Source organism: Geotalea sp. SG265 (assembly GCF_022808985.1).
Lineage (GTDB): Bacteria > Desulfobacterota > Desulfuromonadia > Geobacterales > Geobacteraceae > Geotalea.
In genome coordinates this window covers 1-22,340 of the sequence record NZ_JAKZFT010000001.1, presented here as the reverse complement: position 1 = coordinate 22,340, position 22,340 = coordinate 1, and the positions used below count along the sequence as shown (strand labels likewise).

Annotated in this window: 33 protein-coding genes; all 33 read left to right on the top strand. The window is 51.3% G+C overall.

What is annotated here, in order from left to right:
• Positions 1–5 precede the first annotated feature (5 nt).
• Positions 6–341, top strand: coding sequence for a 50S ribosomal protein L22 (rplV, locus tag ML541_RS00165; RefSeq protein ID WP_243369587.1), 336 nt, complete (start codon positions 6–8; stop codon positions 339–341).
• A 23-nt stretch (positions 342–364) separates the two neighbouring features.
• Positions 365–997, top strand: coding sequence for a 30S ribosomal protein S3 (rpsC, locus tag ML541_RS00160; protein ID WP_243369585.1), 633 nt, complete (start codon positions 365–367; stop codon positions 995–997).
• Positions 998–1,018: 21 nt separating this feature from the next.
• Positions 1,019–1,441 (top strand): 50S ribosomal protein L16, encoded by a 423-nt coding sequence (gene rplP, locus ML541_RS00155; RefSeq protein ID WP_243369583.1) that lies wholly within the window; start codon positions 1,019–1,021, stop codon positions 1,439–1,441.
• Positions 1,431–1,619: a 50S ribosomal protein L29 gene (gene rpmC / locus ML541_RS00150; RefSeq protein WP_243369581.1), complete on the top strand. Its 189-nt coding sequence runs from the start codon at positions 1,431–1,433 to the stop codon at positions 1,617–1,619. Before rplP ends, rpmC begins: the two co-directional genes overlap by 11 nt.
• Positions 1,620–1,628: 9 nt before the next feature.
• Entirely contained in the window at positions 1,629–1,886 is a 258-nt protein-coding gene (gene rpsQ / locus ML541_RS00145; protein WP_012648684.1) for a 30S ribosomal protein S17, read from the top strand.
• A 13-nt stretch (positions 1,887–1,899) separates the two neighbouring features.
• Positions 1,900–2,268: a 50S ribosomal protein L14 gene (gene rplN, locus ML541_RS00140; RefSeq protein ID WP_011938005.1), complete on the top strand. Its 369-nt coding sequence runs from the start codon at positions 1,900–1,902 to the stop codon at positions 2,266–2,268.
• 22 nt (positions 2,269–2,290) lie between these two features.
• Complete coding sequence (rplX, locus tag ML541_RS00135) at positions 2,291–2,617, top strand: 50S ribosomal protein L24 (RefSeq protein ID WP_243369579.1); 327 nt, start codon at positions 2,291–2,293, stop codon at positions 2,615–2,617.
• 13 nt (positions 2,618–2,630) lie between these two features.
• The gene (rplE, locus tag ML541_RS00130) at positions 2,631–3,170 is read left to right on the top strand and encodes a 50S ribosomal protein L5 (protein ID WP_243369577.1); all 540 of its coding nucleotides are present in this window, start codon (positions 2,631–2,633) and stop codon (positions 3,168–3,170) included.
• Between the two features lie 20 nt (positions 3,171–3,190).
• Complete coding sequence (locus ML541_RS00125; protein WP_012648681.1) at positions 3,191–3,376, top strand: type Z 30S ribosomal protein S14; 186 nt, start codon at positions 3,191–3,193, stop codon at positions 3,374–3,376.
• A gap of 34 nt (positions 3,377–3,410) precedes the next feature.
• The gene (gene rpsH / locus ML541_RS00120) at positions 3,411–3,809 is read left to right on the top strand and encodes a 30S ribosomal protein S8 (RefSeq protein WP_243369575.1); all 399 of its coding nucleotides are present in this window, start codon (positions 3,411–3,413) and stop codon (positions 3,807–3,809) included.
• Between the two features lie 17 nt (positions 3,810–3,826).
• Entirely contained in the window at positions 3,827–4,366 is a 540-nt protein-coding gene (gene rplF, locus ML541_RS00115; protein ID WP_243369573.1) for a 50S ribosomal protein L6, read from the top strand.
• 24 nt (positions 4,367–4,390) lie between these two features.
• A complete protein-coding gene (gene rplR / locus ML541_RS00110) occupies positions 4,391–4,759 on the top strand; it encodes a 50S ribosomal protein L18 (RefSeq protein WP_243369571.1) in 369 nt (122 codons plus the stop codon).
• Positions 4,760–4,781: 22 nt separating this feature from the next.
• Entirely contained in the window at positions 4,782–5,273 is a 492-nt protein-coding gene (gene rpsE, locus ML541_RS00105; protein ID WP_012648677.1) for a 30S ribosomal protein S5, read from the top strand.
• Positions 5,274–5,298: 25 nt separating this feature from the next.
• The gene (gene rpmD / locus ML541_RS00100; protein WP_012648676.1) at positions 5,299–5,478 is read left to right on the top strand and encodes a 50S ribosomal protein L30; all 180 of its coding nucleotides are present in this window, start codon (positions 5,299–5,301) and stop codon (positions 5,476–5,478) included.
• Positions 5,479–5,495: 17 nt separating this feature from the next.
• On the top strand, positions 5,496–5,936 hold the full coding sequence (rplO, locus tag ML541_RS00095; protein ID WP_243369569.1) for a 50S ribosomal protein L15: 441 nt from the start codon (positions 5,496–5,498) through the stop codon (positions 5,934–5,936).
• A 2-nt stretch (positions 5,937–5,938) separates the two neighbouring features.
• Entirely contained in the window at positions 5,939–7,246 is a 1,308-nt protein-coding gene (gene secY / locus ML541_RS00090) for a preprotein translocase subunit SecY (protein WP_243369567.1), read from the top strand.
• Between the two features lie 20 nt (positions 7,247–7,266).
• Positions 7,267–7,911 carry an adenylate kinase gene (locus ML541_RS00085; RefSeq protein WP_243369565.1) on the top strand — a complete coding sequence of 215 codons (645 nt, stop codon included), beginning with the start codon at positions 7,267–7,269 and terminating at the stop codon, positions 7,909–7,911.
• Positions 7,912–7,915: 4 nt separating this feature from the next.
• Positions 7,916–8,662 carry a type I methionyl aminopeptidase gene (gene map, locus ML541_RS00080; RefSeq protein ID WP_243369563.1) on the top strand — a complete coding sequence of 249 codons (747 nt, stop codon included), beginning with the start codon at positions 7,916–7,918 and terminating at the stop codon, positions 8,660–8,662.
• 25 nt (positions 8,663–8,687) lie between these two features.
• Positions 8,688–8,801: a 50S ribosomal protein L36 gene (gene rpmJ, locus ML541_RS00075; protein WP_083767176.1), complete on the top strand. Its 114-nt coding sequence runs from the start codon at positions 8,688–8,690 to the stop codon at positions 8,799–8,801.
• 31 nt (positions 8,802–8,832) lie between these two features.
• Entirely contained in the window at positions 8,833–9,201 is a 369-nt protein-coding gene (gene rpsM / locus ML541_RS00070; protein ID WP_243369561.1) for a 30S ribosomal protein S13, read from the top strand.
• 21 nt (positions 9,202–9,222) lie between these two features.
• On the top strand, positions 9,223–9,618 hold the full coding sequence (gene rpsK / locus ML541_RS00065) for a 30S ribosomal protein S11 (RefSeq protein ID WP_012648670.1): 396 nt from the start codon (positions 9,223–9,225) through the stop codon (positions 9,616–9,618).
• Positions 9,619–9,650: 32 nt separating this feature from the next.
• Positions 9,651–10,277 carry a 30S ribosomal protein S4 gene (gene rpsD, locus ML541_RS00060; RefSeq protein WP_243369557.1) on the top strand — a complete coding sequence of 209 codons (627 nt, stop codon included), beginning with the start codon at positions 9,651–9,653 and terminating at the stop codon, positions 10,275–10,277.
• Positions 10,278–10,311: 34 nt separating this feature from the next.
• Positions 10,312–11,334, top strand: coding sequence for a DNA-directed RNA polymerase subunit alpha (locus tag ML541_RS00055; RefSeq protein WP_243369554.1), 1,023 nt, complete (start codon positions 10,312–10,314; stop codon positions 11,332–11,334).
• A gap of 35 nt (positions 11,335–11,369) precedes the next feature.
• Entirely contained in the window at positions 11,370–11,870 is a 501-nt protein-coding gene (rplQ, locus tag ML541_RS00050) for a 50S ribosomal protein L17 (RefSeq protein WP_243369552.1), read from the top strand.
• 144 nt (positions 11,871–12,014) lie between these two features.
• Positions 12,015–15,545 carry a chromosome segregation protein SMC gene (gene smc, locus ML541_RS00045; RefSeq protein ID WP_243369550.1) on the top strand — a complete coding sequence of 1,177 codons (3,531 nt, stop codon included), beginning with the start codon at positions 12,015–12,017 and terminating at the stop codon, positions 15,543–15,545.
• Positions 15,546–15,588: 43 nt separating this feature from the next.
• A complete protein-coding gene (locus ML541_RS00040) occupies positions 15,589–15,951 on the top strand; it encodes a roadblock/LC7 domain-containing protein (protein WP_243369548.1) in 363 nt (120 codons plus the stop codon).
• On the top strand, positions 15,951–16,976 hold the full coding sequence (ftsY, locus tag ML541_RS00035; protein ID WP_243369546.1) for a signal recognition particle-docking protein FtsY: 1,026 nt from the start codon (positions 15,951–15,953) through the stop codon (positions 16,974–16,976). The genes ML541_RS00040 and ftsY overlap by 1 nt, the downstream gene beginning before the upstream one ends.
• A 68-nt stretch (positions 16,977–17,044) precedes the next feature.
• Positions 17,045–17,230 carry a cell division protein ZapB gene (gene zapB, locus ML541_RS00030; protein ID WP_243369544.1) on the top strand — a complete coding sequence of 62 codons (186 nt, stop codon included), beginning with the start codon at positions 17,045–17,047 and terminating at the stop codon, positions 17,228–17,230.
• On the top strand, positions 17,227–17,508 hold the full coding sequence (locus ML541_RS00025; RefSeq protein WP_243369542.1) for a cell division protein ZapA: 282 nt from the start codon (positions 17,227–17,229) through the stop codon (positions 17,506–17,508). The genes zapB and ML541_RS00025 overlap by 4 nt, the downstream gene beginning before the upstream one ends.
• A gap of 303 nt (positions 17,509–17,811) precedes the next feature.
• Complete coding sequence (locus ML541_RS00020) at positions 17,812–18,369, top strand: 5-formyltetrahydrofolate cyclo-ligase (protein WP_243369540.1); 558 nt, start codon at positions 17,812–17,814, stop codon at positions 18,367–18,369.
• Positions 18,370–18,399: 30 nt separating this feature from the next.
• Entirely contained in the window at positions 18,400–19,965 is a 1,566-nt protein-coding gene (gene rny, locus ML541_RS00015; RefSeq protein WP_243369538.1) for a ribonuclease Y, read from the top strand.
• Positions 19,955–20,746, top strand: a complete 792-nt coding sequence (locus ML541_RS00010; protein ID WP_243369536.1) for a TIGR00282 family metallophosphoesterase — start codon at positions 19,955–19,957, stop codon at positions 20,744–20,746. The genes rny and ML541_RS00010 overlap by 11 nt, the downstream gene beginning before the upstream one ends.
• Before the next feature lie 26 nt (positions 20,747–20,772).
• The gene (tyrS, locus tag ML541_RS00005) at positions 20,773–21,984 is read left to right on the top strand and encodes a tyrosine--tRNA ligase (RefSeq protein WP_243369534.1); all 1,212 of its coding nucleotides are present in this window, start codon (positions 20,773–20,775) and stop codon (positions 21,982–21,984) included.
• The last annotated feature ends 356 nt before the right edge of the window (positions 21,985–22,340 follow it).

Sequence of the window (22,340 nt, the reverse complement as noted above, 5' to 3'; positions counted from 1 at the left end):
TATGAATGGAATCAAGCGCCAAATTGTCATTTGCACGTCTTTCTCCCCGCAAGACCCGTCTGGTTGTAGACATGGTAAGGGGTAAAGGGATTCAGAACGCTCTCAATACATTACGTTTTTCACCGCAACCTTCGGCAAAGCTTGTCTCCAAGCTGCTTTCCTCGGCAGTTGCCAATGCCGAGCAAAAGGGTGTGGCAGACGTTGACCGTCTTTACGTGAAAACAATTTATGTGAACGGTGGTACCGCCTTGAAACGATTCGTGCCGCGCGCCATGGGCCGGGCCAGCAAAATAAGAAAACCGACCAGCCATATCTGTGTTGTGCTGGCGGAGAAGAAATAAGCTTACAGCTTGGAGGTGAAGTTTTGGGTCAGAAAGTAAATCCTATTGGTTTCAGACTTGGCGTAATCAAAACCTGGGACTCGAAATGGTACGCGGAAAAAGACTTTTCCAAGCTTCTTCATGAAGACTTGAAACTGAAGTCGTTCCTCAAAAAACGTCTCTATCATTCCGGTGTGTCCAAGATCGAGATCGAGCGTGCCGCTGGAAAGGCCAAGATTAACATATACACTGCCCGCCCAGGCCTGATTATCGGCAAGAAGGGATCAGAGGTCGAAACCCTGAAAAAGGAACTGGCCAAACTTACCGACAAGGAAGTGTATCTGAATATCCAGGAAGTCCGTAAGCCTGAACTTGATGCGCAGCTAGTTTCCGAAAACATCGCGCTCCAGCTTGAGCGGCGTGTTGCGTTCCGCAGGGCCATGAAAAAAAGCGTCACCTCCTCGCTGAAATTCGGCGCCAAAGGCATCAGGATCACCTGCTCCGGACGTCTTGGCGGCGCTGAAATGTCACGTACCGAATGGTATCGCGAGGGAAGGGTACCGCTTCACACGTTGAGGGCAGATATAGATTACGGTTTTGCCGAGGCAAAGACCACTTACGGAATCATCGGCGTCAAGGTGCTTATTTTCAAAGGCGAAGTCCTCTCCGGCAAATAATAGAAACAGGAGTTTTTTGCGATGTTAATGCCAAAAAAAGTTAAACATAGAAAGCAAATGAAGGGCCGGATGACCGGCACCCTGCAAAGAGGGGTTTCATTGGCTTTCGGAGAGTACGGCCTGCAGGCTACCGAGTGCGGCTGGCTCGACTCCAGACAGATCGAAGCTGCCCGTATTGCCATGAACCGCTATATCAAAAGGGGTGGTAAAATCTGGATCCGTATATTCCCCGACAAGCCCCTGACGGCAAAACCGGCTGAAACTCGTATGGGGAAAGGCAAGGGATCGCCCGACTCCTGGGTCTGTGTCATCAAACCGGGTCGGATCCTTTACGAAATGGAGGGTGTTACCGAGGAGGTGGCCCGCGAGGCGTTTAGGCTTGCTGCCCACAAACTTCCGATACCCACTAAATTTACATCAAGGAAGGACGCCAATGAAGGCTAGCGATCTTATAAAATCTACCGTTGATGAGCTTCGGTCGACGGAAGCCGAGTTAACCAAAGAGCTCTTCAACCTGAAGTTCCAGCTTCATACCGGTCGCCTGGAAGATACGTCAAAACCAGCTCGCATAAAGAAAGACATTGCACGGGTAAAAACCGTACTCCGCGCGAAAAGGGGCTAGAGAGGCTATATGAGTGAACGTGGCAATAGAAAAACGCAGATTGGTGTTGTAGTCAGCGACAAAATGGACAAGACGGTCGTGGTCAAGGTTGACCGCCTGATCAAACACAGCGTCTACAACAAATACATCAAGAGATCCGCCAAATATAAGGCCCATGATGTTGACAACAGCTGCAAAACCGGCGACAGGGTCCTCATTGTAGAGACACGTCCCATGAGCAAGGACAAACGCTGGAAAGTCAGACAGATCATCGAGCGAAACGCTTAAGTAGGAGTAACTAATGATACAGATGCAGACTATTTTGGATGTTGCCGACAACTCCGGTGCAAAGAAACTGTTTTGCATTAAGGTACTGGGCGGTTCCAAACGTAAATATGCCGGTATAGGCGATATCATAGTGGCGTCCGTCAAGGAAGCTATCCCCAACTCGAAGGTCAAGAAAGGGGATGTTGTCAAGGCAGTGGTCGTCCGGACTGCAAAAGAGATTGGTCGGCCCGACGGCTCCTATATCCGCTTCGATGGTAATTCGGGAGTTGTCATCAACAACCAGAAGGAACCGGTAGGAACCCGTATATTCGGCCCCGTTGCCAGGGAACTGCGCGCTAAGAAGTTCATGAAGATTATTTCGCTGGCACCGGAAGTCCTTTAATTTTTATCTTGGAGATAAATCAATGCTGGGCAAAAAACTGCATGTAAAAAAGAATGACACCGTTATGGTAATTGCTGGAAAGGACAAGGCAAAGACCGGCAAAGTTCTGCAAATACTCCCCAAGAAAGATGGCGTTCTTGTCGAGGGAGTCAACATAACGAAACGTCACAGCAAGCCCCGTGGAAGTGAAGCCGGTTCCATCGTGGAAAAGGAAGCGGTGATTCACATTTCTAACGTTATGATATACTGCAGCAAATGCAATAAGCCTGTACGGACACGCACTAATACCCTTGAAGACGGTAAGAAGGTGAGGGTATGTGCGAAGTGCGGCGAGGCATTTGACAAATAGTCTGGAGGATTGAATGGCAAGGCTAAGTGAGCTTTATAATAAAGAGCTGGTTCCACAGCTGATGAAGGATTTCAACTATCGGAACATCATGGAGGTTCCGAAGCTTGAAAAAATCGTCATCAACATGGGCTTGGGCGAAGCGATCCAGAACGTGAAGATTCTTGACTCCGCCGTTTCGGAGCTCTCGCTTATCTCGGGGCAGAAGCCGGTTATTACCAAGGCGAAGAAATCCATCGCGGGATTCAAACTCCGTCAGGGCATGCCCATTGGTTGTGCAGTGACCTTGCGCCGGGAAAAAATGTACGAATTCCTCGATCGCCTGATCAATGTTTCTTTGCCGCGTGTCAGGGACTTCAAGGGCATTTCGGGCAAGGGGTTCGACGGCAAAGGTAATTATTCGCTGGGTGTAAAGGAGCAGCTTATCTTTCCTGAGATCGATTACGACAAGATCGACAAGATCAAGGGTCTTAATATAACCATAGTAACATCTGCGAAGAACGACGAAGAAGGAAAAGCCCTGCTCAAGCTCATGGGCATGCCTTTCAGGAATTAAAGACCAGTTCGGAGGAACCAGTGGCAAAAACATCGATGATTATAAAAGCGCAACGTGGAAGCAAATTCAAGGTACGTGAGTATAACCGCTGCCCTCTGTGTGGGCGTCCCAGAGCTTACTACAGAAAATTTGACATGTGCCGGATTTGCTTAAGAAAACTTGCCTCTTCTGGTCAAATCCCCGGGGTCATCAAATCAAGCTGGTAGTATCTAAAGTTAAAGGGAAAGAGGAGTAGATTCAATGTCGATGACTGATCCGATTGCCGATATGCTAACACGAATCAGAAATGCTGGTATGGCAAAGCATCAAAAAGTTGATATCCCATCGTCAAACCTGAAGGTCAGCCTGGCTAACCTTCTGAGAAACGAAGGGTTCATCAAGAATTATAAGGTTATCGCGGATAACAAGCAGGGTGTTTTGCGTGTTTATCTCAAGTATATTGATGAAAAGGATCATGTCATCAACGAGATCAAGCGTATCAGCAAGCCAGGTGGCCGGGTATATGTCGACAGCGAAGGGATTCCCAAGGTCAAGAACGGCCTTGGCGTCGCGGTGCTTTCCACCTCCAAAGGTATTATCTCGGATAAGACTGCACGGGAGTTTGGCATTGGTGGCGAGCTTATCTGCACAGTCTGGTAGCATTAAAGGAGCAATGTATGTCTAGAATTGGAAAACTTCCCATAGAGATACCCAAGGGAGTAAAAATATCCTATACAGACTCGAACCTGCAGGTTGTCGGTCCCAAAGGTACTCTTTCCCGGACCATCATGCCTGGCGTTTCCATAGAAGTGACAGAAAATTCTGTTTCCGTCTCAAGGGATAACGATGCGATCAAATCACGCTCTGCCCACGGACTCACCCGGACCCTGATCAACAATATGGTAACTGGTGTGACTAAAGGCTTCGAGACCGCTCTGGAAATAAACGGCGTCGGTTACCGGGCAGAGCTGAAAGGCGACGTGCTTAACCTGAGTCTCGGCTACTCCCACCCGATCAACTTTCAGCTTCCCAAGGGAATTACCGTGGAAGTCGACAAGATGACCAAAATACTGGTCAAGGGTGTGGATAAGGAGCTTGTCGGCCAGACTGCTGCGAAAATCAGGGATTTCCGTGGGCCTGAGCCTTATAAGGGCAAAGGTGTCAAGTATGCCGATGAGACTATCCTGAGAAAAGCCGGCAAAACCGGTAAAAAATAGCATTAGATAAGAAGGAGAAGAACATTGAGTTCTCTATCCCAGAAAAAAAATTCCCGCCTGAAAAGGCAAGTACGGGTCAGAAAAAAAATCAAAGGAACCGCTGAGCGCCCACGGCTCAATGTTTTCAAGTCGGCGAAGCATATCTATGCCCAGTTGATCAACGATGTGGACGGCTCGACTTTGGCTTCGGCCTCTACCTTGCTGGACGAGGTCAGTAACGGTCTTGGTTATACTGGCAACATAGCGGCTGCTCAGAAAGTAGGCGCTGCACTGGCTAAAAAAGCACTGGCAAAAGAAATAACCATGGTCGTGTTTGACCGGAATGGCTTTCTTTACCACGGCAGAATCAAGGCGCTTGCAGACGCTGCTCGTGAAAACGGCTTGTCCTTCTAAGGACAGTTTAAGGAGGATTTAATTGCTTAAGATCAACCCAAACGAGATTAATCTTACGGACCGAGTCGTTCATATTAGCCGTGTCGCCAAAGTTGTCAAGGGTGGTAGGCGCTTCAGCTTCTCCGCGCTTGTTGTCGTGGGTGACGGTAATGGATATGTGGGCTATGGCCTCGGCAAAGCAAACGAAGTGCCGGAAGCTATCCGGAAAGGGGTAGAACAGGCAAAAAAGAATCTCATCAAGGTTCCCATTGTTGAAGGCCAGACAATTCCTTTTGAGATCGAAGGTCGTTTCGGGGCAGGAAAAGTTCTGATGATGCCTGCTTCGGCCGGTACCGGCGTTATTGCCGGCGGTGCTGCCCGGGCTGTCTTTGAATCAGCAGGTGTTCACAACATTCTTGCCAAATGTCTCGGCTCCAATAACCCTCACAATGTTGTTAAAGCTGCCTTCGCCGGTCTGATGAGGCTCAGGACGCCGGAAGAACTGATCATGAGAAGGGGCCTTGCTGAGCAGTAGCAAAAACGCTTAAGGAGCACAAGATATGTCAGCAGAAGTTAAAGTTACCCTTGTCAGAAGTCATATAGGAAAATCCACCAGCGTTAAAGCTGTTCTCAATGGTCTTGGGTTGACCAAGCGGCAAAAGACGGTCACGTTGAAGGATTCCCCCGAAGTGCGGGGCATGATCAATAAAGTGAGCCATCTGCTTAAAGTTGATGAGTAATCCTCTTGAGGTGTCAAATGGAATTAAACAGCATAAAGCCTGCAGCAGGTGCTTCGAAAAATAGGAAAAGGATTGGCCGTGGCACCGGCTCCGGTCATGGTAAAACCGCCACTAAGGGTCATAAAGGCCAGAAGGCTCGTAGTGGGGGCAGTGTAAAAGCCGGCTTTGAAGGCGGGCAGATGCCCATGCATCGCCGGTTGCCGAAGCGCGGCTTTAAATCCCTGTCCAAAAAAGTGTATGCCGTTGTCAACCTTTCCCAGCTGGAAGCATTCGAGCAGGGGAGTTGTGTAGACGCCGATGCCATGCAGAAGAGCGGCCTGATTAAAGACGTTTGTGACGGCATCAAGGTACTTGCAACCGGTGAACTCACAAAATCTCTTACCATCAAAGCCAACAAGTTCAGCGCAGCAGCACGGGAAAAAATTACTTCTGTCGGTGGAACCATCGAGGAGATATAACCTTGTTAGATGCCTTCCAGAACATATTCAAAATCCCGGAATTGAAAAAAAGGGTTCTATTCTCCCTGGCCATGCTTGCGGTATATAGGGTCGGCTGTCATATCCCTACACCAGGTATCGACAGTCAGGCTCTGGCCCACTTTTTCAAACAGGCACAAGGCACTCTTCTCGGGCTATTCGATATGTTCTCCGGTGGTGCGCTTGAAAAGCTGACCGTGTTCGCGCTGGGCATCATGCCCTATATCTCCTCCTCCATTATTTTTCAGTTGCTTACTGTAGTCGTCCCTGCCATCGAAAAACTCTCGAAAGAAGGAGAAGCTGGCAGGAAGAAGATCATTCAATACACTCGTTACGGCACTATTGTGCTGAGCGTAGTTCAAGCCCTGGGCATCAGTATCGGTCTTGAGAGCATGAGAGGCCCGGCAGGTGAGTTGGTTGTCCCGAATCCCGGTTGGGGGTTCCGCCTCATGACCGTAATCACCCTCACAGCCGGAACGGCCTTTATCATGTGGCTCGGTGAGCAGATGTCTGAAAAAGGGATCGGCAACGGTATTTCTCTGATTATATTTGCTGGCATTGTGGCCCGTATACCGACCGCCATTTTTAACAGCTTCAGGCTTATCAAGACCGGCGAGCTCCCGCTGTTCGCCATTATTTTTGTCCTTGCCCTTATGTTCCTGGTTATTGCTGCTGTAGTTTTCGTCGAGCGCGGGCAGCGCAGGCTGCCGATCCACTATGCTAAGCGCGTCGTCGGGCTGAAGACTTACGGGACGCAAACCTCGCATCTACCGCTTAAAGTGAATATGGCAGGGGTCATTCCTCCGATCTTTGCTTCATCCATCATAATGTTTCCGGCCACTGTCGGCAATTTCATCAATATCCCCTGGATTCAAAAGGCCTCGAAAAGCCTGACGCCTGGAAACTGGGCATACAACCTTTTTTATGTTGCTTTTATAGTCTTTTTCTGTTACTTCTATACGGCTGTAACTTTTAACCCGGTTGATGTGGCGGAAAATGTCAAAAAGCAAGGTGGGTATATCCCCGGTATTCGGCCTGGGAAGGAGACATCCGAGTTTCTCGATCGGGTGTTGACTAAGCTGACGTTCGCCGGTGCCATCTATATTTCGGCCGTCTGCGTGTTGCCTTCGATACTCATTGGGAAGTTCAATCTGCCCTTTTATTTCGGCGGTACCGCCCTCCTCATCGCCGTTGGTGTCGGTATGGATACCGTCGCGCAGATCGAGTCGCACCTCATAACCCGTAGCTATGAAGGGTTCATGAAGGGTGTGAGGATCAAGGGCCGGCGCTAGTCTTTCAAGGAAGCCAATTCATGAACCTGATTCTTTTGGGGCCGCCTGGTGCCGGTAAGGGTACTCAGGCTAAGCTGCTGATAAAGCAGTATCAGATTCCGCAGATATCAACAGGTGATATCCTTCGGGGTGCCGTTAAAGAAATGACTCCAATGGGGCTCAAAGCCAAGGCATACATGGACGCCGGTGCGCTCGTTCCCGATGGAGTCGTTATTGGCATTATTCAGGAGCGGCTGAATCAGGCTGATTGTGACAAAGGGTTCATACTGGATGGCTTTCCCAGGACGGTTGCTCAGGCTGATGCTCTGGCCAAAGTGTTGGCTGACCTTGGGCGCTCCATTGATCATGTCATATCCATTGTTGTCGACAAGGAAGAACTTCTGGAGAGGATTACCGGCAGAAGAACGTGTCGCAACTGCGGCAAGGGGTACCACGTAACCTTCGATCCTCCCAAAAACGCGGGTGTCTGTGATGACTGTTCCGCCGAGCTTTATCAGCGTGATGATGACCGGGAAGACACCATGCGTAAGCGGCTTGAGGTGTATGAGCAGCAAACTTCGCCCCTAATTGCCTATTACCAACGCGAATTGCTGCTCCGGTCGATTCAGGGTGTTGGTTCCATAGAAGAGATACAACAAAAGATTGTATCCGCGCTGCAAGGCTGAAAAGGTGATCATTCTAAAGTCTCCACAAGAGATCGACAGAATGCGGGTTCCTTGCAAGGCTGTAGCAGAGGTTCTGAAGCTCTTGAAGGGGACGATTCGGCCGGGTATTACTACTTTGGAGCTGAATGCCCAGGCTGAGCGCGAGGCTGCCAAACTTGGAGCCAAGACGGCTTTCAAAGGATATGGTGGCTATCCTTATTCCCTGTGTTGCTCGGTAAATGATGAAGTCGTGCATGGCATGCCGTCACGTCGTGAATTAATCGACGGTGATGTCATCAGTATAGACTTTGGACTGGTGATTGACGGCTTTTATGGTGATGCGGCTTTGACGATTCCTGTTGGCTCGGTCAGTGCGGCTGCGTCAAAGCTACTTACCGTGACAGAGGAATCGTTGTATGTTGCCATCAAGCAGGCTGTAGCAGGCAACAAACTTTCGGATATTTCCCATGCAGTACAGGCATATGTGGAATCACGGGGTTTTTCTGTTGTAAGGGATTTCGTAGGTCATGGGATTGGCCGGAGCCTTCATGAGGGGCCGCAAATTCCCAATTACGGACCTCCCGGTCGTGGTGTAAAGCTCAAGCCAGGGATGGTTCTGGCTATAGAGCCGATGATCAATGAATTAAAGCCTGATGTCAAGGTTCTTGAGGATGGCTGGACAGCGGTTACCGTTGATGGTGGCCTTTCTGCTCATTTCGAGCATACGGTTGCCATAACGCCGAACGGACCCGAAATACTGACAATGATTTAAAGCAAATGGATGAGAGGGAATTCCTATGAAGGTAAGAGCTTCAGTAAAAAAAATTTGCGAGAAATGCAAAATAGTGAAACGTAAGGGCATTGTGCGGGTAATATGCGATATTCCCAAGCATTCGCAGAGACAGGGATAGGTCAACAAGTAACGGATAGGAGGGACGGGCATTGGCACGTATCGCTGGAATAGATTTACCGAGGAATAAAAGGATTGAGATTGCTCTGACCTATATCTATGGTATTGGTCGCGCAACGTCGCAGAAAATACTGGCTGAAGCCGGTGTTGATGCCAATACTCGCAGCGACAATCTGACTGAGTCAGAGGTCGCCAAGATCAGGGAAAATATAGACAAGAATGTCAAAGTGGAAGGCGATCTTCGTCGCGATATTTCCATGAACATAAAGCGATTGATGGATCTGGGTTGTTACCGGGGGCTCAGGCACAGGAAGGGCCTGCCCGTTCACGGTCAGAGGACCAAGACCAACGCACGCACGAGAAAAGGACCTGCACGTACAGTTGCAGGTAAGAAGAAATAGTGTCAAGATCTTGGAGGAATAATGGCTAGCCCGGCTAAAAAAATCGTCAAAAAGAAAAAAGAAAAGAAAAATATTCCCAATGGAGTGGCGCACATTCAGGCCACTTTCAACAATACCATGATCACCATTACCGATCCTGTCGGCAATGTGGTAGCTTGGTCCACCTCAGGATGCAAAGGCTTTAAGGGATCCCGCAAAAGCACTCCTTTTGCTGCACAGATAGCTGCAGAGGATTGCGCCAAAAAGGCCCAGGAGCATGGGATGCGCAGCGTCGAGGTCTATGTCAAGGGACCTGGCTCAGGTCGCGAATCCGCTCTGCGTGCCCTTCAGGCAGCTGGCTTTTCCATCAGCTTTATTCGTGACGTTACCCCGATCCCCCATAATGGTTGTCGCCCCCCCAAACGCAGAAGGGTTTAAAAATTTTCAGGAAAGAGTGAAGGAGGTCTTCATTGGCTAGATATACAGGCCCCTCATGCAGATTGTGCAGAAGGGAAAATACAGAACTGTTCCTCAAAGGTGAGCGCTGCTATACGGACAAGTGTGCCATCAAGAGAAGAAACTATCCCCCGGGTCAGCATGGGCAAGGAAGATCGAAAACTTCCGATTACGGTGTGCAACTCCGCGAGAAACAGAAGGTAAGACGTATCTACGGCATTCTGGAGAACCAGTTCCGTGGTTATTTCGAGAGAGCTGACAGGCTGAAAGGCGTTACTGGTGAAAACCTGCTTTTCTTGCTTGAGCGGCGCCTCGATAATATAGTTTATCGGCTTGGTTTTGCTTCTTCAAGAATTGAAGCTCGTCAGCTGGTAAGACATGGCCATTTCACCCTCAACGGGAGAAAGGTCACCATTCCTTCCATCCAGGTCAAAACCGGAGACATTGTCGAGCTCAGGGAGAAAAGCCGGAAAGTGGCTTCCATCAGCGAGTCACTTGAAGCCGTCGTCCGTCGCGGCATTCCGCAGTGGCTTGAGCTTGATAAAGGGGCTTTCAAGGGGTCGGTAAAGACGCTTCCTGTCAGGGAAGACATCACCATGCCGATCCAAGAGCAACTCATAGTAGAGCTCTACTCCAAGTAAAAGCTTCAAAGACCCCGGTATAGGGAGGAATTACATGTACAAAAACTGGCGCGACCTGATTAAGCCTAAGAAGCTCCAGGTTGAGACTGAATCGCTTACAAATACATACGGTAAATTTTATGCGGAACCATTTGAGCGCGGCTTCGGCACCACCCTTGGCAACTCCCTGCGCAGGGTTCTACTTTCCTCGCTCCAGGGGGCAGCGATCACTTCCGTAAAGGCAAAAGGGGTTCTCCACGAATTTTCGGCTATTCCCGGTGTTACGGAAGATGCAACCGATATTATTCTGAATCTGAAAGGTGTGCGCTTCAAGATGCACGGCCATGAGCCGCGGGTGGTCAGAATCGCCCAGAAAGGCGAAGGGATTGTCCGTGCTGGCGATATTATTACCGATCCCAATATAGAAGTGCTTAATCCGAACCATCACATAGCCACCTGTTCCAAGGATGCGAATCTGGAAATGGAGATGGTGGTCAGACTTGGCAAGGGTTACGTGCCCGCAGACAGGAACCGCGACGAAAAAGCGCCGGTGGGAACCATTCCCATTGACTCTATTTTTTCGCCCCTGACCAAGGTGAATTTCACTGTGACCAATGCCCGCGTGGGCCAGATCACCGATTATGATAAGCTTACCATTGAGGTCTGGACCGACGGCAGCGTTAAGCCCCAGGATGCCGTGGCCTATGCCTCAAAAATCCTCAAGGATCAGTTGACCATTTTCATCAATTTTGATGAGGAAGCTGAGCCGGTCGAAGAGGCTGAGCCGATCGAAGAACGTGAGCGTCTCAACGAAAACCTCTATCGCTCCGTTGATGAGCTCGAATTGTCTGTTCGTTCGGCAAACTGCCTGAAAAACGCCGGCATCAAACTGATCGGCGAGCTGGTTTCACGCAGCGAAGCAGAGATGCTCAAAACCCAGAACTTCGGCAGGAAGTCACTCAACGAGATCAAGGATATTCTTGTTGACATGGGACTGACGCTGGGGATGAAGCTGGAAAACTTTCCCGACCCTGAGATCATGCGCAGACTGAGGGGCGAGCAGAAAGAAGAAGAATAATCCGCAAGGCTTAAACGAGAAAGGAACAAGCAGTCATGCGTCATAATAATGCAGGTAAAAGGTTGGGAAGAACCACAAGTCACAGGATAGCCATGTACAGGAACATGGTGACCTCTTTCCTGAATCACGAAAGGATAACGACCACCGATGCCAAGGCGAAAGGGCTTCGCTCAATCGCCGAAAAAATGATCACCCTCGGCAAAAAGGGCGATCTCACTGCCATGCGGCAGGCTGCGGCCTTCATTCGCGACAAGAAAGTGGTCACCAAGCTGTTCACTACCATAGCACCTCGCTATGCAGATCGTCCTGGTGGCTATACCCGCATCATCAAGCTCGGTATCCGTCCGGGTGATAATGCGCCCCTTTCCGTCATCGAATTGGTTGAAGAGGCTGTTCAGGCTCCGAAAGCCAAAAAGAAGGCACCAGCAAAAAAAGCTGCACCCAAGGCTGTAAAAGCTGCTCCTGTTGCTGAAGAAGCAGATGTGCAACAGGGGGTTAAGGACCCTGCCGAGGATTGCGAAGCCAAAGCTGATTAAGGCACCCTTCGATTTTTCTATGAAAGGCACAGGAAACTGTGCCTTTTTTTTTATCTCAACACGGTGAAAGCGGCCTTGCATGGCTGCTGCCGCATGATCTTAACCTTTGCAACGCAAGAGACACTCTGTTAATATTTAAAGCTTATGAAAATAAAACGCGTTGACATAGTGGGCTTCAAATCTTTCCATGACAAGGTTTCCCTTGATTTTCAGCAGTGCATTACCGGCATTGTCGGGCCTAATGGTTGCGGCAAGTCCAATGTGGTTGATGCAATCCGCTGGGTCATGGGGGAGCAGTCTGCCAAGAACCTTCGCGGCAAACAGATGGAGGACATTATTTTCGGTGGTAGCGAGAGCCGGAAGCCTCTGGGGATGGCCGAAGTGTCACTGGTCTTTTCCACAGAGGATGGTCGCGTCCCCGCCAAATATCTCAGTTTCAGCGAAATACAGGTGACCAGGCGGCTTTATCGAGACGGCGAAAGCGAATACCTGCTCAACAAATCTCCGTGCCGCCTGCTGGACATTGCCGAACTGTTCATGGATACCGGTGTCGGTGCACGGGCTTATTCCATTATCGAACAGGGCAAGATCGGGATGATCCTGCACTCCAAGCCTGAGGAGCGCCGTGTATTGATCGAGGAGGCGGCGGGTGTCACCAAATTTAAGGCCCGAAAACAGGTTGCCCTGAAAAAAATCGACCTCACTAGGAACAACCTCCTCAGAATTACCGATATAATCAGTGAAATAAAGAGGCAGCTGGGAGGGCTGCAACGGCAGGCCAAGAAGGCGGAGAAGTTCAGGGAATGCAGGGAGGAATTAAAAGAAATAGAAATTCTTTTCTCCGTAAAGAAGTATGTGGCCCTAGTGAAGGAGAAGGAGGAGCTTGACCGGCAATTGGAGCTGCTGCAAAAAGAGCTTTCGGTGCAGATTGTCGATCAGGAGAGAGGTGAACTGGTCTTTGCACAGCAGCGCCTTACCCTGGCTGAGCATGAAGAGCGCATCCAGAAAGCCCAGGAGGAGATATATAGGATAAAGGGCGAACTTCTGGCCGGAGAGAGCCGCCGGGAATTCCATCGGAAGGAATTGGAAAACCTCGACCGGCTTGTGGAGAGATCCCGGCAAGAGCATGATTCCTGCCATCTTCGCCATGGGGAGGCGCAGACCGAGCTGGCTGCCTTACATGAGCAGAAGACTTTGCTGCTTGCCGAACTGGAGCATGAAGCGGGCCTGCTGGTTGAGAGTGAGCGCCTTCTGGAGGAGTCAACGAGAACCGAGCAGGGCGCCTCGGCTAAAATCGAGGAAACAAGGAACGAATTGTTTCAGGTGCTTTCCGCTAATGCCCAGTCGAATAACAAATTGACAACCGATATTAAGCGGCTGGAATCTCTGGCAGAAAAATATGAGCGTAACCGGCGCGAGATCGTAAAACTTCAAGAACAAAGGGCGGAAGCATTCCAGGCTGTATCCAGGCTCGAAACTACCTCCAAGAATATCAAGGATACAAAAAACCAGGATGCGGAAGAGATGAATTGCCTCGCCCAGCGCGAGGTGGAGTTGAAATCGTTGCTGTCCGCAGCTGAAACGGATCTTAACCAAAAGCGCAACCGCTTTGCTGCGCAAAGCTCGCGGCTGAAATCGTTGCAGGAACTGGAGGCTCAGTTTGCCGGCTACGGCCAAGGGGTCCAAACTCTCTTGTCCAATGAGCAGTTTAAAAGCAGGTTCAAGGGAATGGTCGCCGACATGGTTGAAACAGGTGAGGCCTTTGAGGCTGCAGTAGAGGTGGCTCTTGGCGAGAAGCTCCAGTGGTTGGTATGCCACGATGATACGGATGCGTTGCATGCCGTGGCCCACTTGCGGGAAGTATCGGGAGGCAGGTGCAGTTTCGTTCTACAGCATCCTACCAGACCGCAGCAAGTAGCGGCTTCTCCGGAGGCCGCTCCCCTTCTGGATAATGTAACCATTGCCGGCCAATTCAGGGCGTACATCGAGCCGCTGCTGGCGGACACCTACCTTGTGGCTGACCTGGATACGGCGCTTGTACTTGGCAAAAAGTTTCCCCAGCTGATGTTCGTTACCTCCCAGGGGGATATGGTTCACTCCGGTGCGATCGTTAATGGTGGTTCGCCGGAGGCTGCCTATCAGGGACTTATCCATAAAAAACGTGAAATAAAAGAGCTCACCCAGGAGGCGGAACTCCTGTCGCAACAGATCGCCCAGTTGGAAGAGCTGAGAATTCAGCTGAAGGAGGAATTTCTTGCTACGGGGGAAGGCCTCCGGGAGATACGGCAGCAGTTGCATCAGGCGGAAATAGCCTTGCTTAACGCGGAAAAAGACCTGACGCGGGCCAGGGAAGAGGTTGAAAGGCTTGATGAACGCGCATCGGTAAGTTTGATCGAAAATGAGCAGCTTGACGAAGAGAAACTCCTTCTCGATCGGGAAATATCCGATCTGCGGGAGATCCTTTCCGGGGGCGATGAGCGGAAATCGGTTCTTGAGCAGGAATTGGCGCACCTGCAGCAGTCGTGGGAGGTGCGGAAGGAACGAATTGCCGATGTCCGTGAAGCGGTCACTGACAGAAAGGTGAAGGTTGCATCGCTCAAGGAAAAAGCGGATGCCATAGGCCAGGACATTGCCCGAGTGGAATCCTCGATGGCCGTTTTGAAGCAGCAAGCCGAAAACCACGCCGCAGAGGTGGAAAAATCGGTGCTGGATCGGGAGAAGCTGCTTCTTGCCATCGACCAGAGTGAGGAATTGCTGAAGTCACTGCTGGATAAACAGGCCGCCCTGGAAGGCTCCTACAATGCGCTGAAGGAAGAGTACGACGCGGAGCTCGGCGCCCATCGGGAAGATGAGGCACAACAGAAAAAACTACGGGAGATGGTGGTTACTTCCAAGGAAACGATCTCGGCTCATACCCTCAATGCAGCCCAGATTGCCATGCATCTGAGCCAGCTGGAAACCCACGTTTTGGACAAATTCCGCCTCGGCTTGGCGGAGATGCTGCCGCAGTACGATACCATTGTTTATGACGAAGCCGAGAAGCTCGCCCGACAGAGTGAGTTGTTGAAGACTGTTGAAGATATGGGTGATGTGAATCTGACCGCCATTGAAGAATTTCAGGAGCTTGAGAAGCGCTATCAGTTCCTTGATGAGCAGAAGGCAGATCTTGAAGAATCGCTCCGTTCGCTGCAGAAGGCAATCCAGCGGATAAACAAGACGACCCGCAGGCGGTTTCTGGAGACATTCCACCTGGTCAACGAGAAGTTCCAGGAGGTTTTTCCGCGTCTTTTCTGCGGTGGGCGAGCGGAACTGAAACTGACCAACGAGGATGACCTGCTGGAGAGTGGCCTGGAGATCATCGTCCAGCCACCCGGCAAGAAACTGCAGAACGTCACCCTTCTTTCAGGGGGGGAAAAAGCACTCAGTGCTGTGGCGCTGATATTTTCCCTCTTCCTGATAAAGCCAACGCCGTTTTGTCTGCTCGACGAGGTCGATGCTCCCCTGGACGATGCAAATATCGGCCGGTTCAATGAGATGGTGAAGGAGATGAGCCAAAACTCCCAGTTCATCATCATAACCCACAACAAAACAACAATGGCTGTGGTCGATACCCTATACGGCGTTACCATGGAGGAACCCGGCGTTTCAAAGCTGGTTTCGGTAAAGCTGAACTGACATTACTTACGGCGCCTTGAGCCGAGCAGCTGAGGAGTTGGACGTGCCTTTTATCGCGATTCTGAAGGAACTGGTGGAAAGTGTTCCGGGTTCGACCGGGGCCATACTGGCAGACTGGGAGGGTGAAGCCGTTGAACAGTACTGCCTGACTGATACGTACGAGCTGAAGGTGACGGCGGCCCACCAGGGGATAATCATCAGCCAGTTGAGGGACGTTCTCAAGGGATTTCCGGCAGCTGGCGAGCTGACCCATCTGTCCATAAAAACCGAGAGTCAGCTTTTCATTGTCGGTGTAGTCGGTGCGGATTACTCGCTGGTAATGACCATGGAGACTGATGCGCTGCGTGGCCGGGCTGAACGAGCCTTTGCACGCGCAACCCGATTGCTGGTAAAGGAGATATATTAATGGCCGAAGAAAAGAAGGGCTTTTTCAAGGGCTTGCTGAACAAGTTTACTGCTGACGCTTCCGATACGAAAGTTGAACAGGCTGAAGAAGCCATACCTGCCGAACCGAAAGAGAAAAAAGGTCTCTTCGACCGTCTGAAGCAAGGGCTTACCAAGACCCACGAGAGCATTATCGGCAGGATCGATACCCTTCTTCTGGGAAAAAAACAGATCGATGCCGACGTGCTGGAGGAACTGGAAGAAATTTTGATTACTGCCGATATGGGGGTCAAGACGACCGTAGAGCTGATCAGGACCCTTGAGCAACGCCTGAAGCGGAATGAATTGGGTGACGGTGAGGCACTGAAAGCCGCCCTGAAACAGGAAATCAGTGATCGGCTGGCACAAGTGAATTCTGATCTGGATGTCTCTGCAGCCAAGCCTTTCGTCATATTGGTTATCGGTGTAAATGGTGTGGGTAAGACCACCACCATAGGTAAATTGGCGGCTCAGTACCGGAGGGCCGGGAAAAAGGTGCTGCTTGCTGCCGGAGATACCTTCCGCGCAGCGGCTGCCGAACAATTGGAAATATGGGGTGAGCGGGTAGGGGCAGAGGTTGTGCGCCACAAGGAAGGGGCGGACCCTTCTGCCGTGGCTTTCGACGCCTGTAAGGCTGCCGTAGCCAGGGACTGCGACATCCTTCTCATTGACACGGCGGGTCGTCTTCACACCAAGGTGAATCTTATGGAAGAGATGAAAAAAATCCGCCGGGTCATCGAACGGGAGATTCCAGGAGCCCCCCATGAGACCCTGCTGGTCCTCGATGCGGCAACGGGTCAAAATGCCGTTTCCCAGGCGAGCCTCTTTAAAGAGGCGGCGCAGGTCACCGGCCTGATTCTCACCAAGCTGGACGGCACAGCCAAGGGGGGGATCGTTGTAGCGGTTAGCCACGAGTTTTCCTTACCGGTACGATATATCGGCGTTGGGGAGGGGGTGGAAGACCTTCGCCGCTTCGAGCCGCAGCAGTTCGTCGATGCCATATTTTAGATAACCTCAATAATCACCTTGACTTTTGCCTGTTATTTACATAAGATTTCCGCCGAAAAGGTGGCAGAATGGACAATTTGCTCTTCGATGAGCTGGAGCGTAAAGTCGAGCAACTCGTGCAGACTATCGTAGCGCTGAGACAGGAAAACGATCTTCTGCGGACCGAAAATACCAAGTTGCAAGAGGACAGGAACGGTATCAAGAGGCGTATAGATGCTATTCTGGCAAGGCTGCAGCAGGTCGAGCATCTTTGAGCGCTTCCCACCGGATAGTGGTGCTGGGGCAGGAAATAAATGTCCGAAGCACCGCCGATGAAAGCACGGTTCACCGCATAGAATCGTTTGTCGCCGGAAAGGTGGCGCAGGTCTTAGAAGCGGGGAGTACTGGCGATAACCATCTGGCAATCATTCTGACTCTGCTCAATCTGGCTGAAGATTATCTGGTGCTGCTTGACCGGATTGAGAAGGAACAAAAATCCGATGATTTGCGGATTGCTGGCCTGCTTGAGCGGCTGAGTGTGCTAGCGGACTAGTTTTTTAAGGGTCTCTCAAAGGGAGATTTTTCATATAAGCGGTTCTGGATGCAGGTCGGTGTATAGTTTTTCGAGGCAGTTTCTGAGCCTGGTTGCCTCGTTTCGCTGATAGGTGGCTGTAATACATATGATGAATATGTCCAATAAAGGTAAAGTTTGCTCTAGTAGCTGACGCATGTACGGAGCGACTTCACCTGACAGTCCCTGGCTGACCTGACCTCCTCCCCCGATCTCCCTCCAGAGTACCCTCCTGTTGCGGGCTCGCCCCGAAAACTGTCGATTCGCACTACTGAAAAGGACGGCATGCCAAAGCGTTTGCTGCGCCGGTTGATGCTGGCAAAAAGAAGAGCGTTGACTCCTGCGGAAGTTGCCGGGCACAGTCTCCGAATTCTGCAGTCTTTCATAGCATCCGCCGAATTTGCCCAAGCCGGCACCCTGGCACTGTATGCGCCCATTCATAATGAGGTAGACACTGCAGCATTGCAATGCCAGTCCCTGCTTGCTGGAAAGCAGGTCCTTTACCCGTTGGTGGACGGAAGCACCCTGACATTCAAGGTGATTCGTGCCGCTTCCGATTTGACCAACGGGGCCTTCGGCATTCTCGAACCCAGGGAACATACCGTTCTTCTCCCTCCGGAACGTATTGATCTGTTTGTTATTCCGGGAGTGGCATTCGATCTGGCTGGACGAAGGATCGGCTATGGTAAGGGCTTCTATGACCGGACCCTTCATGCCCTCGAAGGGCGCGGCCGATTGGTAGGATTTTGCTACGATTTTCAACTGGTGGATGAGATTGTTGGCGAACCCCATGATGTAACCATGGATCTGATCTTCACCGAAACAAGGATGGTTCGTCCTTGATTTAACCATATAGACGGGAGGTAAACGGATTTGCAAATAGACATGATGACAATTGTAATAGCAGTAATCACTGCTGCCGCGGGCTTTTTGATAGGTAGTCTCTTAAAGAAAAAATCTTCCGATGCCATTGTTGCCTCAGCAGAGGAATTGGCGGCCAAGATGCTGGAAGAGTCCAAACGCCAGGCGGAAACCATTACCAAAGAAGCGACTTTGCAGGCTAAGGACGTAGTCTATCAGGCCAAAGCTGAATTCGAAAGGGAGACAAAGGAAAAGCGCCGTGATCTGCAGAACCTTGAAAAAAGGTTGCAGCAGAAGGAAGAAAATCTTGATAAGAAGGTTAACCTGCTCGACCAGCGGGATGCGGAATTCATCAAGAGAGAGCAGACCCTGATCGCCAAGGAGCAGGGGATCGGGCAAAAAGAAGAGAAGCTGAACCAGTTGATCAATGAAGAGCGGACACGCCTGGAAAATATCTCAGGGATGACGGCGGTCGAGGCCAAAAAGCTCCTCATGGAGACGATGGAAAGTGAGGCGAAGCTGGATGCCGCCAAGCGGATCAAGGCCATCGAGGAAGAAGCGAAAGAGACTGCAGACAAAAAGTCCAAGGAGATTATGGCCCTGGCCATTCAGCGCTATGCGGGTGAATACGTGGCCGAGCGGACCGTTTCCGTGGTGGCCCTCCCTTCCGATGAGATGAAGGGGCGCATCATCGGTCGCGAGGGGCGCAACATCCGTGCTTTGGAAGCAGCAACCGGCATTGATCTCATTATTGACGATACTCCGGAGGCTGTCATCCTCTCCGGTTTTAATCCGGTCCGCCGTGAGGTGGCCAAGCTTTCCCTAGAGAAGCTCATTGCCGACGGCAGGATCCACCCGGGAAGGATCGAAGAGGTCGTGGCCAAGGCCGAGGAAGAGATCGAGCAGGCCATGAAGGAAGCCGGCGAGCAAGCTGCCTTCGACCTGGGGGTCCACGGTATCCATCCGGAGATCCTGAAGCTGATCGGTCGGCTCAAATACCGGACCTCCTACAGTCAGAATGTGTACCAGCACTCCCTGGAGGTGGCATTCCTCTGCGGGATCATGGCCTCTGAATTGGGGATCAATGTGAAGCAGGCCAAACGGGCCGGACTTCTTCACGATCTCGGCAAAGCTGTAGATCACGAAGTGGAAGGTTCACACGCCGTGATCGGGGCTGAATTGGCGAAGAAATACGGGGAGTCGCCGAAAATTGTCCATGCAATCATGGCCCACCATGAGGACGAAAAGCCTGCAACAGTGCTTGCCGTGCTGGTCCAGGCGGCAGATGCCCTTTCAGGTGCCCGCCCTGGTGCCCGCCGCGAGATGATGGAAACCTACGTCAAGCGGTTGGACGACTTGGAGCGGATCGCTTCTTCATTCAGTGGCGTCACCACATCCTTTGCTATCCAGGCCGGCCGCGAGATCAGGGTCATGGTTGCCAGCGAAGAGGTCAGTGACGAGCGTTCCCTGATACTCGCCAAAGACATTGCCAAAAAGATCGAGACGGAAATGACCTATCCTGGCCAAATCAAGGTAAATGTTATTCGAGAGACCAGGGCGACTGAATATGCCCGTTAAACTGCTGTTCCTGGGGGATGTGGTCGGGAAACCCGGGCGGCAGGCCCTTTCCTATGAACTGCACCGGCTGGTTGATCGCCACTTTGTGGATCTGGTCATAGCCAACGGCGAAAACGCCGCCGGCGGCTTCGGCCTCACGGAGGAAACCGCCAAAGACCTCTTCGGTTGCGGCATCCATCTGCTCACCAGCGGCAACCATATCTGGGACAAGAAGGACGCCCTTTCCTACATCAAAAAGGAAGAACGGCTGGTCCGCCCGGCAAACTACCCGGAGGGCACGCCGGGGCAGGGGAGTACCATTGTTAGAACCGCAAGCGGTGTGAAAGTTGCCGTCCTCAACCTGGAAGGGCGTGTTTTCATGAACAATCTGGACTGCCCTTTCAGGGTGGCAGACCGTGAGATTGCCCGCCTTCATGCGGAAACTCCCATTGTCCTTGTGGATTTCCATGCGGAAGCCACATCTGAAAAGGTCGCACTCGGTTTTTACCTTGATGGTCGTGTCAGCGCGGTGGTCGGTACCCACACCCATGTGCAGACCTCCGACGAGCGGATTCTCCCGGGAGGCACGGCCTACATGACCGATGTGGGCATGTGTGGGGCATTCGATTCGGTGATCGGCGTCCGCAAGGAAGAAGCCATCGAGAGGTTCCTTACCCAATTGCCGACCAAATTCGAGGTGGCGAAAAAGAACATCAGGCTTAACGCCGTTGTTATTGAAGTGGACGATATATCCGGCAAAGCTCTGTCCATAGAGCGGATTTCCGTGTCATGCGGTAACTGAGCCGGGCTAGCATTTTGGGAGGGTGTATGACTGTCGCAGAGCAGCTGGAAATAATAAAGCGGGGAGCTGTCGAGATTCTGCTGGAGAAGGAACTGGTCGAGAAGCTGGAGAAAGCTGTCTCTACCGGGGTTCCGCTGAAAATAAAGGCAGGATTTGATCCGACTGCGCCAGACCTTCATCTGGGCCATACGGTCCTCCTCCACAAGCTGCGGCAGTTCCAACAGCTTGGCCATGAAATATATTTCCTCATCGGGGATTTTACCGGCATGATCGGCGACCCCACCGGAAAATCGGAAACCCGCAAGGTTCTATCCCGGGAGGACGTGCTGAAAAATGCAGAGACTTACAAGGAGCAGGTTTTCAAGATCCTCGACCCGGAAAAGACGAAGGTAGTTTTCAACTCAGACTGGCTGGCAAAGCTTTCAGCCTCGGACATGATCGGCCTTGCCTCCAAATATACCGTTGCCAGAATGCTTGAGCGAGAAGATTTCGATAAACGTTTCTCGAACCAGCAACCGATCAGTATCCACGAGTTCATGTACCCCCTCATTCAGGGCTACGATTCCGTTGCGCTCAAAGCAGACGTGGAACTGGGGGGGACCGACCAGAAATTCAACCTGCTTGTGGGGCGTGAACTGCAGCGGGAGTGGGGACAGACTCCACAGACGGTGATTACTATGCCTCTCCTTGAGGGACTGGACGGCGTCAACAAGATGTCCAAGTCCCTGGGTAACTATATCGGCATCAATGAGCCTGCCGATGAAATATTCGGCAAGGTCATGTCGGTTTCCGACGAGCTGATGCTCCGCTACTATGAGCTCTTGAGCGACTTGAGCACGGCTGAACTGCAGCAGCTCAAGGCGGACCTGAAATCGGGCACGGTGCATCCTATGGAGGCCAAGAAGCGCCTGGGCAGGGAGATGGTTGCGCGGTTCCATGGCGATAAAGCTGCCGGTGAGGCCGAGGAAATTTTCGTCAAGCGTTTCAGGGATAAACAGACCCCGGATGAGGTGCCGGAGGTAAAAGTCGCTGCCAGGGACGGAAAGATTCTTTTGGCGCGCCTTTTGGCCGAGGCCGGCCTGGTCAAGTCCAACAGCGAGGGGCGTCGTTCCATCCAGGGGGGAGGAGTTAAACTCAATGGAGAGAAGATCGCCGACGAAAATTGTGAAGTATCTGCGGTCGGCGAGGTAATCATCCAGGTTGGCAAGCGGCGTTTCGCTAAGGTGATTTTTGTCTAGGCATTCTCTAACTGTCTTGATGCATTAGACACAGCGTATGCCTACTTTTTGGTGTGTTCAGCGGCAGCAGCTATCAGCCTCAGGGAAATCATCGCAAGTTTTCAAGATCGCTGCTGTCTTAGGTAAAATTAAGCAAATAGTTATTGACCGGTCAGAACTGATCTGATATAACCGTCCTCCTGTTGAACGGGGCCGGTAGATTGAGTGGAAAAAAAGATTGTCCGGCGAAAAAAAATAGTTTGACAGGGAAAAGCAGTTAGGATATAAGATTGGACTTCGCCGCGAGAGCGGAGAAGGTTGAAAGAAAAAAGAAGTAAAAAAAGTTGTTGACAGTCGGAAATAAGTTTGGTAGTTTG